The organism is Mycobacterium toneyamaense (assembly GCF_055384815.1).
Genome location: NZ_AP040333.1, coordinates 108,617 through 121,187 on the forward strand (window position 1 = coordinate 108,617; position 12,571 = coordinate 121,187).

The 12,571-nt window shown below is 66.2% G+C and carries 12 protein-coding genes; 5 read left to right on the top strand and 7 right to left on the bottom strand.

Going from position 1 to position 12,571, the window contains the following annotated elements; translation table 11 throughout:
- Window positions 1-67: 67 nt before the first annotated feature.
- The 5 genes from pntB to ACZ5IQ_RS00535 all read right to left on the bottom strand — a co-directional run bounded on the left by pntB (window position 68) and on the right by ACZ5IQ_RS00535 (window position 5,248).
- Window positions 68-1,498: a Re/Si-specific NAD(P)(+) transhydrogenase subunit beta gene (pntB, locus tag ACZ5IQ_RS00515; RefSeq protein ID WP_212807887.1), complete on the bottom strand. Its 1,431-nt coding sequence runs from the start codon at window positions 1,496-1,498 to the stop codon at window positions 68-70.
- A 35-nt stretch (window positions 1,499-1,533) separates the two neighbouring features.
- Entirely contained in the window at window positions 1,534-3,060 is a 1,527-nt protein-coding gene (locus ACZ5IQ_RS00520) for a Re/Si-specific NAD(P)(+) transhydrogenase subunit alpha (protein WP_212807888.1), read from the bottom strand.
- Between the two features lie 284 nt (window positions 3,061-3,344).
- Window positions 3,345-3,692, bottom strand: coding sequence for a hypothetical protein (locus ACZ5IQ_RS00525; protein WP_061000463.1), 348 nt, complete (start codon window positions 3,690-3,692; stop codon window positions 3,345-3,347).
- Between the two features lie 140 nt (window positions 3,693-3,832).
- Window positions 3,833-4,855, bottom strand: a complete 1,023-nt coding sequence (locus tag ACZ5IQ_RS00530; protein WP_464480634.1) for an EspA/EspE family type VII secretion system effector — start codon at window positions 4,853-4,855, stop codon at window positions 3,833-3,835.
- A gap of 279 nt (window positions 4,856-5,134) precedes the next feature.
- On the bottom strand, window positions 5,135-5,248 hold the full coding sequence (locus tag ACZ5IQ_RS00535) for a hypothetical protein (RefSeq protein WP_177127396.1): 114 nt from the start codon (window positions 5,246-5,248) through the stop codon (window positions 5,135-5,137).
- A gap of 152 nt (window positions 5,249-5,400) precedes the next feature.
- Between ACZ5IQ_RS00535 and ACZ5IQ_RS00540 the strand changes: the two genes are divergently transcribed.
- Both ACZ5IQ_RS00540 and ACZ5IQ_RS00545 read left to right on the top strand, forming a co-directional pair.
- Window positions 5,401-6,093: a TetR/AcrR family transcriptional regulator gene (locus ACZ5IQ_RS00540; RefSeq protein ID WP_244872714.1), complete on the top strand. Its 693-nt coding sequence runs from the start codon at window positions 5,401-5,403 to the stop codon at window positions 6,091-6,093.
- A gap of 36 nt (window positions 6,094-6,129) precedes the next feature.
- A complete protein-coding gene (locus ACZ5IQ_RS00545) occupies window positions 6,130-7,926 on the top strand; it encodes an acyl-CoA dehydrogenase (protein ID WP_406774762.1) in 1,797 nt (598 codons plus the stop codon).
- Between the two features lies 1 nt (window position 7,927).
- On the opposite strand, the gene ACZ5IQ_RS00550 is transcribed toward ACZ5IQ_RS00545, so the two are convergent.
- Window positions 7,928-9,016, bottom strand: coding sequence for an alcohol dehydrogenase catalytic domain-containing protein (locus ACZ5IQ_RS00550; protein ID WP_464480635.1), 1,089 nt, complete (start codon window positions 9,014-9,016; stop codon window positions 7,928-7,930).
- A 26-nt stretch (window positions 9,017-9,042) separates the two neighbouring features.
- On the opposite strand from ACZ5IQ_RS00550, the gene ACZ5IQ_RS00555 reads away from it, so the two are divergent.
- Window positions 9,043-9,474: an acyl-CoA thioesterase gene (locus tag ACZ5IQ_RS00555; protein ID WP_020100011.1), complete on the top strand. Its 432-nt coding sequence runs from the start codon at window positions 9,043-9,045 to the stop codon at window positions 9,472-9,474.
- A gap of 188 nt (window positions 9,475-9,662) precedes the next feature.
- Window positions 9,663-10,106 carry an SRPBCC family protein gene (locus ACZ5IQ_RS00560; RefSeq protein ID WP_212807893.1) on the top strand — a complete coding sequence of 148 codons (444 nt, stop codon included), beginning with the start codon at window positions 9,663-9,665 and terminating at the stop codon, window positions 10,104-10,106.
- Window positions 10,107-10,110: 4 nt separating this feature from the next.
- On the opposite strand, the gene ACZ5IQ_RS00565 is transcribed toward ACZ5IQ_RS00560, so the two are convergent.
- Window positions 10,111-10,803: a GntR family transcriptional regulator gene (locus ACZ5IQ_RS00565; protein ID WP_464480636.1), complete on the bottom strand. Its 693-nt coding sequence runs from the start codon at window positions 10,801-10,803 to the stop codon at window positions 10,111-10,113.
- A gap of 136 nt (window positions 10,804-10,939) precedes the next feature.
- On the opposite strand from ACZ5IQ_RS00565, the gene fadD5 reads away from it, so the two are divergent.
- The gene (fadD5, locus tag ACZ5IQ_RS00570) at window positions 10,940-12,562 is read left to right on the top strand and encodes a fatty-acid--CoA ligase FadD5 (protein WP_212807895.1); all 1,623 of its coding nucleotides are present in this window, start codon (window positions 10,940-10,942) and stop codon (window positions 12,560-12,562) included.
- The last annotated feature ends 9 nt before the right edge of the window (window positions 12,563-12,571 follow it).

Here is a 12,571-nt window from a genome sequence, read left to right on the forward strand (position 1 = left end):
TTGTGTCCGGCACCGACACGAAAAAGCCTCCAATCCATCGGGATTGGAGGCATTTTCGTGTGTAGCGCTACAGCGCGGCGAGGATGTCGTTGACGCGGTCGCGGGCGTCGCCGAACAGCATCTGGGTGTTCTCACGGAAGAACAGCGGGTTCTGCACGCCGGCGTATCCCGAGGCCATGGAGCGCTTGAACACGATGACGTTGTCGGCGTTCCAGACGGTGAGCACCGGCATGCCGGCGATCGGGCTGCCCGGGTCCTCGGACGCGGCCGGGTTGACGGTGTCGTTGGCGCCGATGACGAGCACGACGGCGGTGTCGTCGAAGTCGTCGTTGATCTCGTCCATTTCCAGGACGATGTCGTAAGGCACCTTGGCCTCGGCGAGCAGCACGTTCATGTGGCCGGGCAGGCGGCCGGCGACGGGGTGGATACCGAAGCGGACGTTGACGCCCTTCTCGCGCAGCTTGCGGGTCAGGTCCGCGACGCCGTACTGGGCCTGGGCGACGGCCATGCCGTAGCCGGGGGTGATGATCACCGAGTCGGCCGAGCTGAGGAGTTCGGCGGCGCCTTCGGCGGTGATCTCGCGGTGCTCGCCGTAGTCCTTGTCCTCGGCGGGGCCGGCCTCGATACCGAAGCCACCGGCGATGACGGAGATGAAGGACCGGTTCATGGCCTTGCACATGATGTAGGACAGGTAGGCACCGGAGGAGCCGACGAGCGCGCCGGTGATGATCAGCAGGTCGTTGGACAGCAGGAAGCCCGAGGCGGCCGCGGCCCAGCCGGAGTAGCTGTTGAGCATCGAGACGACGACGGGCATGTCGCCACCGCCGATGGAGGCGACCAGGTGCCAACCGAGCAGCAGCGCCAGGACGGTGACGCCGACCAGCAGCCACAGGTTCGGGGAGATGACGAACCACACGGTCAGCGCCACGAACAGGACCAGCGAGCCGACGTTGAGGAAGTTCTTGCCGGGCAGCATCAGCGGCGCGGACTTGATCTTGGCCGACAGCTTCAGGTTGGCCACGATCGAACCGGTGAACGTGACGGCACCGATGAACACGCCGATGAAGACCTCGGCGGAGTGGATGCCGAGCATGCCTTCCTTGGCCAGCTCGAGGGCGCCCTGGCCGTCGAGTTCGTGCTCGACGTGCAGGTAGCCGGACCAGCCGACCAGCACGGCGGCCAGACCCACGAAGCTGTGCAGCAGGGCGATCAGCTCGGGCATGCCGGTCATCTCGACGATGCGGGCGCGCCACAGGCCGATGGCGGCACCGATGGCCATGGCGCCGACCAGCAGGGCCAGGCCCAGCGGCTCGATCTTGTTGTTGACGGCCAGCACGATGGTCGCGATCAGGGCGACGCCCATTCCGGCCATACCGAAGGCGTTACCGGCCTTGGAGGTCTCGTGCTTGGACAGCCCAGCCAGAGCGAGGATGAACAACAGGGCGGCGACGACGTAGGCCGCGTTCGCCACGTTGGTGATGGTTTCTGCGTTGAACATGAATCCGTTCCAAAGGTTCTTTAGGTCAGCAGGCTCTAGCTGCGGGAGAACATGGCCAGCATGCGGCGGGTCACCGCGAAGCCACCGAAGACGTTGATGCTGGCGAGCAGAATCGCCACGGCCGCCAGGGCGGTGATCGGGGTGTTGTGATGCCCGATCTGCAGCAGCGCGCCGACCACGATGATTCCGGAGATCGCGTTGGTCACCGACATCAGCGGGGTGTGCAGGGCGTGGTGCACGTGCCCGATCACGTAGTAGCCGATCACGATCGCCAGCGCGAACACCGTCAGGTGGACCTGCAGGGCGGCCGGGGAAGCGGCGATCAGCAAGAACAGCACCGCGGCGGCGGCGAAGGTGATGCCGAGGCGACGCTGCGTCGACATCGGCTCCTTGGCCTGCGAGACGGCGGGCGCTGCGGCGGCAGCGGCGGCGGCCGGCGCGGCGGAGACCTGCACCGGCGGCGGGGGCCAGGTGATCTCGCCATCGCGGACGACGGTCACGCCGCGCTGCACCACGTCGTCGAAGTCCAGGACGACCTGGCCGTCCTTCTCCGGGGTGAGCAGCTTGAGCAGGTTGACCAGGTTGGTGCCGTACAGCTGCGAGGCCTGCGCGGGCAGGCGGCCGGCCAGGTCGGTGTAGCCGATGATCGTCACACCGTTGTCGGTGACGATGGCCTGGTCCTTGACGGTGCCCTCGACGTTGCCGCCGTTGGCCGCGGCCATGTCGACGATCACCGAACCGGGCTTCATGGAGGCGACCATGTCGGCGGTGATGATGCGCGGTGCCGGGCGGCCCGGGATCAGCGCGGTGGTGATGATGATGTCGACGTCTTTGGCCAGCTCGGCGTAGAGCTCGGCTTCGCGGGCCTTGTAGTCGTCGCCCATTTCCTTGGCGTAGCCCGTGGCCGACACTTCACCCGCGTTGGGGTCGACGGACACGTACTCGCCGCCGAGGGAGGCGACCTGATCGGCGACCTCGGGGCGGGGGTCGGTGGCCTTGACGACGGCACCGAGCGAGCCGGCGGCGCCGATGGCGGCCAGACCGGCGACACCGGCACCGACGACGAGAACCTTGGCCGGCGGGACCTTGCCGGCGGCGGTGACCTGGCCGGTGAAGAACCGGCCGAAGGCGTGGGCGGCCTCGACGACGGCGCGATAGCCGGCGATGTTGGCCATCGACGACAGCACGTCCAGGGATTGGGCGCGCGAGATACGCGGCACCGCGTCCATGGCCAGCACCGTGATCGGGCGGGTGGCGAGCTTCTCGAGCAGTTCCGGCTTGAGGGCCGGGGAGATCAGCGAGACCAGGGTGGCGCCGTCCTTGAGGGACGCGATCTCGGCGTCGTCAGGGGCGTTGACCTTGAGCACGATGTCGGCGGCCCAGGGGGAGCCGATGTCGGCGCCGGCCTCTACATAGGCGGCGTCGGAGAAACTGGACGCGGCACCCGCGCCGGACTCAACCACTACCGAATAGCCGAGCTTGATCAGCTGCCCGACAGTTGCAGGAGTGGCGGCAACCCGTGTCTCACCAGCCAGAGACTCGCGGGGAATCCCGATGATCATCGAATCCGATCCGATCTGTGTTGGTTTGCTTGCAAGAGTCTCCCCCATCCACGTAGGGACGGTGCTCTTGCCCCCCTATACCAGTTAGCAATCGCTTATAAATTAGCAGTCGCTCATAATGCGACCAAAAGTCCGGTGCCGGGGCGTTGCCTGGATATGTCTACGTCATCAGCCCGGATTTGGGTACGCAGATTCCGACCGGTGGGATCTCCTGGACGGCAAACGTCCACTCAGTTCCGATGCGGCCGATCTCCGATCAGGGCTGGACGGTCAGGTGAGACGCGTCAACCCGCCGAAGAACTCGATGCTCGGGGCGTAGCGATCTTGGGGCAGGCGGCCTGCAATTTGTCCGTGGCCTCGGCTACTTTTTTGGAATTATCGACGAACCGCTGAAACCGGACGTCCTCGGGGCCTTTCCCGGTATCGCGCGCGATATTGGCGAATTCGTCGAATCCGGTGGCCCATGAAGCCAAATCGGATTTCAGGTCGGGCGCGGATACCGAATTTGCGGCCTGGCGGCTTTTATGTGCAAGAGCAGCCCAACGTTCGGGGTCCTCGGCAGCGCCCGGCTGCATGGCCGCGGCATTGCTGGCTTCGCCTACGGCCCGCCAGTCCTGCGCCACATCGGCCACGACGCCGCAATCGGATGCTGACGGAGTGCCAGCGTCGCGGCGCTGTGAAATCCACAGTGCCGCAGCGATTACCGATCCAACTACCGCGATAGCGACGAGTAGTGCCGCTCGGCGGCGCACGGGCGTGCGTAAAAGGGTTCTCATGGGGCTGACACTCCTGGGCGCTTGGGATTGAGCACTACCTGTCCGCCGCTCGGTGTGGGTACGTACATCGTGAGTCGTGGGTTATCGGCCTGCGCACGGTAGATATCTTTGATATCGATCGGATGCCATTCACCCAAACCGAAATTTGGAGTGAAAAACCCGGTTGAGCTTACGCCGCGACGCACGTGCTCGGCCTCGAAGTTATAGTCGACCCATTTTGCTTGATACCATTTTCCGTCGCGCTGCACCCATCGAGTGTGGTCGGGGGCGCCATTGAACGTTTCGCCCGTCAATCGGAATTTGTAATTCTCTTGCATCCGCCATGACGGGTCGACGCCCCATCCGTTCGGTGTTTTGCCGACGACGTCCTGGTAGCCGGTGGGTCCGCCTTCGATCGGGGGTTTGATGTCGCGGTGCCACGGCTTGGGCGGGGTAAACGGTCCAACCGGCGGTCCGCCGCCCGGCCCGCTCGGGTAGGGCTGCGGGTCGATGTCCCAGCGCCCGCCGCCGGGAGCGGAGTCGGCCGGCGGTGGCGGATCCCACGGATACTGCCACCCCTTGTCATCCATTAGCAGGTCCGGCTTGTTGCCGGGCGAATCGTCGGTCTTGTCGGTCGGCTCCTTGGAGCGGGGTCCTGCTTGCTTCTGCAGCGCTTCGGCGAGGAGGGCGTCGGCGTGGTCGGCTGATTGCCGAATCTTGTCGAGTGACTGCTGGGCGGTGTGCGTCAAATCCTGCACCAGCTTGCGGGTGGCCGCGGGCAGCGAAGACAGATTCGCCGGCGGCACCGCCCGACTGCTCTTTGCGTCGACAGTGATTCCGTACTGCCCCAGCGTCGACCTCAAATCGTTGAGCTGGTTCTTTGTCTGCCGAACTTCGTTGGCGGCGGTTTTGGCGGCCGATGCGACTGCCGCCGCGTCGCGGCTGTGCTGGTCCAGGCCGTCCGCTTCCACGTTGGTCCGCTGCCGCGCAGCGCTGGCGCTTGAGCCTTGCCAACTCTCGAACGCCGACAGATTGCCCAATCGCGAGCTGGCCTGAGACGCTGCGTCTGCCCGAGTTTTGCTCGCTGTGCCGACCGCATCGAGCGAGTCCGGGTTCCACTTATCGATGTCGGCTATCGATAGGCCCACAGGACATCCCCCAACCCCGTCAACTCCGCGGATACAGCCCCCGTTGACCTACCGTAACTCCCGTCGAAGGGCTCGACCTGCGCTAGTTGTTCGTGCGCACACACAATTCCGACCGGTGGGACGCAAGGCGCCAACACACCGGTCGGTGAGGTGAGATGCTCGGGTGGTTGGTTACACCGGGGGGTACGCCGGGGGCGGGTATACGCCGCGCAGGCCCCACGGGACCCAGTTGAAGAAGTACTCGACCTCGTCGCTCGCGTCGTAGTCCGGGCTCGGATCCATCAGGTACCTCCAACCGACAAGCTTGTTACTCGCGAGCTTAGCTGCTGAGGCCCGGATGCGAGTGGCAGATCGGCCGCCGAGATCCCACGGCATAGACTGGCCAACCAGTTGATTGGGTCCCGGGCCGCACGCCCGGCTGCATAGAGTGAGCTGACATGTCCACAGAGTCGTCGACAAAGGGTTCTGCCACGGGATCGCCCGCGGGGGCTTCGGCTGCGTCGAACGGGTCGAACGGCTCGTCGCGCCGTGAGGAGTTGCTGGCGGTGGCCGCGAAGTTGTTCGCGGCCCGCGGCTATCACGGGACCCGCATGGATGACGTCGCAGACGCGGTCGGCCTCAACAAGGCGACCGTGTACCACTACTACGCCAGCAAGTCGCTGATCCTCTGGGACATCTACAAGTCGACCGCCGACTTCACCGTCGATGCCCTGCACGACGACCCGACCGCTTCAGCGCGCGAGACCATCTTCAACTTCACCCGGCGGCTGCTGACCGGCATCGCCACCGACCTCGAATCCGCGGCGGTGTACTTCCAGGAGGGGCCGTACATCACCGAATGGTTCACCGAGGAGCAGGTCGCCTACATCCGCAAGGCGGAGACGACCGTCTATGAGCACGTCCGCGACGTCATCGATCGCGGCATCGCCAGCGGCGAGTTCAACGACTGCGACTCACATGTCCTCGCGCTGGGCTACATCGGGATGACACTGGGCGCCTACCGGTGGCTGCGGCCGCACGGCCGGCGCACGGCCTCCGAGATCGCCGTCGAATTCAGCACGGCACTGCTGCGCGGCCTGATCCGCGACGAAACGATCCGCACCGAGGACCCTCTCGGCGGCGGCGCCTGACACAGACCAGCGCGATCGAGAGGTGACCGAGGTCCGATGAAATCTCTTCTGCTGTCCCGCCGGGACCTCGACTTCCTGCTGTACGAGTGGCTGAAGGTCGACGAACTCACCAGCCGCAAGCGGTTCGCCGATCACTCGCGCGAGACCTTCGACGGGGTACTGGACCTCAGCGAGCAACTGGCCGAACGCTATTTCGCGCCGCACAACAAGAAGAGCGACGCCAACGAGCCGACCTTCGATGGGCAGACCGTCACGATGGTGCCGGAGGTCAAAGAGGCCTGGGATGCGTTCGTCGGCGCCGATCTGATCGGCATGTCGATGGACGAATCGGTGGGTGGCGCGCAGTTGCCCGCCGTCGTCGCGCAGGCGGCGTTCGCGTGGATCGCCGCGGCCAACGTGTCGACGTCGGGTTACCTGATGCTGACCATCGCCAACGCCAATCTGCTCACCAAGTTCGGTACGCCCGAGCAGATCGAGACCTACGTCAAACCCATGCTGGCAGGCCGCTTTTCGGGCACCATGGCGCTCTCGGAGACGCAGGCCGGATCGTCGCTCGCCGACGTGGCCACCCGCGCCGAACCGCGCGACGACGGCACCTACCGGCTGTTCGGGTCGAAGATGTGGATCTCGGGCGCCGAACACGAGATCACCGACAACATCGTCAACCTGGTGCTGGCCAAGCTGCCCGGCGGACCTCCCGGCACGAAGGGGATCTCGCTGTTCATCGTGCCCAAGTACCTGGTGAACCCCGACGGGTCGATCGGCGAGCGCAACGACGTCGCCATCGCGGGCCTGAACCACAAGATGGGGCAGCGCGGCGTCACCAACACGGTGCTGAATTTCGGTGACACGCAGTTCAATCCGGGCGGCGAGAACGGCGCGGTCGGCTATCTGGTCGGCGAGCCGCACCGCGGCATCGTCTACATGTTCCAGATGATGAACGAGGCGCGGATGGCCGTCGGCATGGGTGCCGTGGCGCTCGGCTACACCGGCTACCTGAAGTCCGTGCAGTACGCCCGGGAGCGGCCGCAGGGCCGTCCCCTGGACGTCAAGGACCCGACGACTCCGCAGGTGCCGATCGTCGAGCATCCCGATGTGCGACGAATGCTGTTGGCGCAGAAAGCCTATGCCGAAGGCGGCATGGCCCTCGGTCTGTACTGTGCGCGGTTGGTGGACGTGCAGCACAGCGCGGAGTCGGACGACGAAGCCGATGCGGCCGGCCTGCTGATCGACATCCTGACCCCGATCGCCAAGAGCTGGCCTTCGCAGTGGTGTCTGGAAGCCAACAACCTGGCGATCCAGGTGCACGGCGGGTACGGCTACACGCGCGAGTACGACGTCGAACAGCACTACCGCGACAACCGGCTGAACCCGATCCACGAGGGCACCAACGGTATCCAGAGCCTGGACCTGTTGGGCCGCAAGGTGACTCAGCGGGGCGGGGCGAGCCTGGCGGCGCTGGGACAGGTCATCGCGGAGACGGTGCGCGCGGCGGGCGAACTGGGTGGTGAGGGTGCCGAACTCGCGGGCGCCCTGGACGCGTCCTGGCAGCGACTGGTCGCCGTCACTGGCGGCATGTTCGGCTCGGGCGACATTCCCGCGGTGATGGCCAACAGCCACGTCTATCTGGAAGCGCTCGGGCACATCGTGGTGGCGTGGCTGTGGCTCGAACAGTTCGTGGCCGCCGCGGGCAAGGACGGCGACTTCTACGACGGCAAGCGGCAGGCGACCCGGTATTTCTTCCGGTTCGAATTGCCCAAGACCGCACCGCAATTGGACCTGCTCGAGTCGCTGGACCGCACGACGCTCGAGATGCGGGACTCCTGGTTCTAGCTCAGAACTGCACGATCTGCCGCACCGCGCGGCCGTCGGCGAGGGCGTCCATGCCGGTGTTGATGTCGTCCAGCGAGATGGTGTCTGACACCAGCTTCTCGACCGGCAGCCGACCCGACCGCCACAGCTCGACGAAACGCGGGATGTCCCGGGCCGGCACGGCCGACCCGAGATAGCTGCCGATCAGTGACCGGCCGTCGGCGACCAATGCCAAGGGCGACACCGAGATTCGCGCGTCGGGGTGCGGTAGCCCGACCGTGATGGTCTTGCCGCCGGGGGCCGTCACGCCGATGGCGGTCTCGAGGGCCGCGGGGTGGCCGGCGGCCTCGATGACCACATCGGCCTTGAGGTCTCCCGGATCGGTGACGGCGTCGTGCGCACCGAGCGCGCGGGCCTGCTCGAGCTTGTCGGGCAGCCGGTCCACCGCGACCACCCGCACGTCGTCATGCGCCAGCGCCGTGAGCATCGCGGCCATGCCGACCCCGCCCATGCCGATGATCGCCACCGTCTGGCCGGGCTTCGGTTGTCCGGCATTGAGCACCGCGCCGCCGCCGGTCAGCACCGCGCAGCCGAGCAGCGAGGCGACGACGGGTGGCACATCGGCGTCGACGGGCACCACCGAACGGCGGTCCACCACCGCGTGCGTCGCAAAGGCAGACACCCCCAGGTGATGGAGAACCGTTGTACCGCTTCGGGATAGCCGCGTGTCACCGCCGAGGAGCGTGCCCGCGCCGTTGGCGGCGCTGCCGGGAATGCAGGGCGCCAGGCCGTCCGTCGCGCAGGACCGGCACTGGCCGCAGCGTGGCAGGAACGTCATGACGACGCGCTGCCCCACCGCCAAATCCGAAGTGCCGCCGACCTGTTCGACGATTCCGGCCGCTTCGTGACCGAGCAGCATCGGCACCGGACGGACCCGGTTGCCGTCGACCACAGAAAGATCGGAATGACACAGCCCGGCCGCTTCGATACGCACCAGCAGCTCGCCGTCGCCCGGGCCGTCCAGGTCCAGCTCGCTGATGGTGAGCGGCTTCGATTCGGCGTACGGGCGGGCGCGCCCGATCTCTTCGAGTACGGCACCGCGAATCAACATGGCACCAGCCTGACAGACTGGCCGACATGGAGCAGGCACTGACCACCGCGGAATTCCCGGTGCACTGGCCCGTGCAGACCCGGTGGACCGACAACGACATGTTCGGGCACCTCAACAACGCGGTCTATTACGAGCTCTTCGACACCGCGATCAACGCGTGGATCAACACCACGCGCGACGTCGACCCGGTGGCCGCGCCGTGGCTCGGGGTCGTCGCCGAATCGGGCTGCCGGTACTTCGCGGAACTGAAGTTCCCGTCGCAGCTGGTCGTCGGGCTCGCGGTGACCCGGCTGGGCAACAGCAGCGTCACCTACCGCACCGGGCTGTGGGCCGACGGGGACAGCACACCCGCGGCAGTCGGCAGCTGGGTGCACGTCTACGTCGACCGCGACACCCGTCGTCCCGTCCCCATCCCGGCTCCGATCCGGGAACTGTTGGAGACCGCCGTCGTCAGCTGACTCTGCACTGATGGCGAAGAATCTCGAGTAACGGAGTGCGCCGGCTCAGGGTCAACGGCCGGACCGGCGCCGGATGCGTTGAGCCGGTATCCAGGGCGGGAAATGTCGAGAGATATCCGCCGTCAGTTCAGGATCAACGGACACACGCGCAAGATGTGCGGGACAGCGGCCTCGATATGCTCTGGGCCATGCCGATCGTGAGCAAGACCGTCGAGGTTGCCGCACCTGCAGCGCAGATCCTGGGGATCGTCGCCGACTTCGAGGCCTACCCGCAGTGGAACGAAGAGGTCACGGGCTGCTGGATCCTGCACCGCTACGACGACGGCCGGCCCAGCCAGCTTCGCCTGGACACCAAGATTCAGGGCATGGACGGCTCGTACATCCAGGCCGTCTACTACCCGGGCGACGGCCAGATTCAGACCGTCATGCAGCAGGGCAACCTGTTCTCCAAGCAGGAGCAGCTGTTCTCCGTGGTCGACCTCGGGTCCAGCGCCCTGCTGACCGTCGACATGGACGTCGAGGTCGACATGCCGGGTATCCCGTCGATGATGATCAAGAAGGTCGTCAACGACGCGCTGGACCACCTGGCCGGCAACCTCAAGACGCGCGCCGAGCAGCTCGCCGCGAACTAGCCGACTAGTCCGAAGAGGGCCACAGCCCGAGTTCGTCGAGCCGTCCGGTCAGCCGTTCGGCAGCATCGTCGAACTGGCGGCGGGTCTGCCGCACGACTTCATCGATATCCCTGTCCCGCAAGGCCGCAACCAATTCGCGGTGGTTGGCCACGGTCGCCGCACCCCACTGCGGGTCGGTGGCGTAGATCCGGACCGGCAGGTACCGGGCGGCGTGGAGCAGGAACCAGGCCAGCTTGGTCCGGCCCGCAGCGCGGTTGAACTCCTTGTGGAACAGGAACTCCGCCAGCGCGATCGCTTCGACATCACCCGCGGCGACGGCGTCGGCGAGTTCGTCGGTGAGCCGGTCGAGTTCGGCGATCGCCGGTTCGGTGATCCGCCGGGCCGCGTTCGCGGCGATCTCGGTCGCGATGGTCGCCTGCAGCCAGAAGATGTCGGCGATGTCGTCGCGGGTGAACGCGGACACCACGTGGCCGCGGTTCGGTTCGAGCTCGACCATGCCCTCACCGCGCAGCGTGCGCAGCGCCTCGCGGACCGGCGTGATGCTGACGCCGAGCGTGGCCGCGGTCTCGTCGAGCCGGACGAAGGTGCCCGACCGCAGGGTGCCCGACATGATGGCCGCCCGGAGATGGGCCGCCACCTCGTCAGATAGCTGTTCCCGCCGGCGCAGGCCGGGTAACGGTTTCGCCGAGACGTTCACGGCAGTCCTTCTTGTCGGCGGGATAGGGGCACCCGGCGGTTGTCCGGATGGTGCGGGCGTCCTATTGTGACGGCGGCAACACTATATTTGATCAAATATCAGCATCGTTTGTCGCGATCACTTCCATTCCGCCGCGATGCCGATCGAGACACAGGAGCAGACCGTGTCATCCGCAGCACTCGAGCAGCCGTATCTGGCCCGCCGGCAGAACTGGACCACCCACCTCGCCCGGCACGCCCTCATGCAGCCGGAGGGGACCGCGCTGCGTTTCGTCGGGCAGACGGTCACCTGGGGTGAGCTGCAGGCACGCGTCACCAAGCTCGCGGGCGCGCTGAGCCGTCGAGGGGTCGGCTTCGGTGACCGTGTGCTGATCCTGATGCTGAACCGCACCGAATACGTCGAGGCGTTCCTGGCCGCCAACGTCCTCGGCGCCATCGCGGTCCCGGTCAACTTCCGCATGACGCCGCCCGAAATCGCCTACCTGGTGCGGGACTGCGACCCGAAAGCCGTGATCACCGAGCAGGTGCTGGCCCCGGTCGCCACCGCGGTGCGGGAGTTGGAACCGTCGCTGGCGACCGTGATCGTCGCCGGCGGCGCCACCGAGGGGAACGTCCTCGGCTACGAGGACGTGCTCGCCGAGGACGGCGCGCCGCCCGCGCCTGTCGACATCCCCGAGGACTCCCCGGCGCTGATCATGTACACCTCGGGCACCACGGGATATCCGAAGGGCGCCGTGCTGACGCACGTCAACATCATGGGCCAGGCCATGACGAACCTGTTCACGATCGCGCCGGACATCAACAACGACGTCGGCTTCATCGGCGTCCCGTTCTTCCACATCGCCGGCATCGGCAACATGATCGGCGGCCTGCTGCTGGGTCTGCCGACGGTCATCTATCCCCTGGGCGCGTTCGATCCGGGTGCCCTGCTGGACGTGCTGGAGGCCGAGGGCGTCTCGTCGATCTTCCTGGTCCCGGCGCAGTGGCAGGCCGTGTGCGCGGCCCAGCAGGCGAAGCCGCGCAAGGTGGCTTTGCGCGTCCTTTCGTGGGGTGCGGCGCCCGCGTCGGACACTCTTCTGAGGGAGATGGCGTCGACGTTCCCCGGCACGCAGATCTTTGCTGCGTTCGGTCAGACCGAGATGTCGCCGGTGACGTGCATGCTGCTGAGCCAGGACGCGCTGCGCAAGCTCGGCTCGGTCGGCCGGGTCATCCCGACCGTGGCCGCCCGCGTCGTCGACGACAACATGAATGATGTGCCGGTGGGCGAGGTCGGGGAGATCGTCTACCGTGCACCCACCCTCATGGCGGGATATTGGAACAACCCGAAAGCGACGGCCGAGGCATTCGCCGGCGGTTGGTTCCATTCCGGGGACTTGGTTCGCCAAGACGAAGAGGGTTACATCTGGGTCGTCGATCGTAAAAAGGACATGATTATTTCCGGCGGCGAAAATATTTACTGCGCAGAAGTAGAGAACATTCTGGCCGCGCACCCCTCGATTACCGAAGTTGCGGTGATCGGGCGCCCGCATGAAAAGTGGGGCGAGGTCCCGGTGGCCGTCGTTGCTGTGACGCCCAATGCGAACGCCGATGGCGAAAGTGCCCTGACCCTGGCGGATCTCGACGATTTCCTGACCGAACGGCTGGCGCGCTACAAGCACCCGAAAGCGCTGGAAATTGTCGACGCACTCCCGCGAAATCCTTCTGGCAAGGTCCTTAAAACGGAACTCCGCGAGCGGTTCGGTGATACAAGTGTGTCGTAAGCGTGGCAA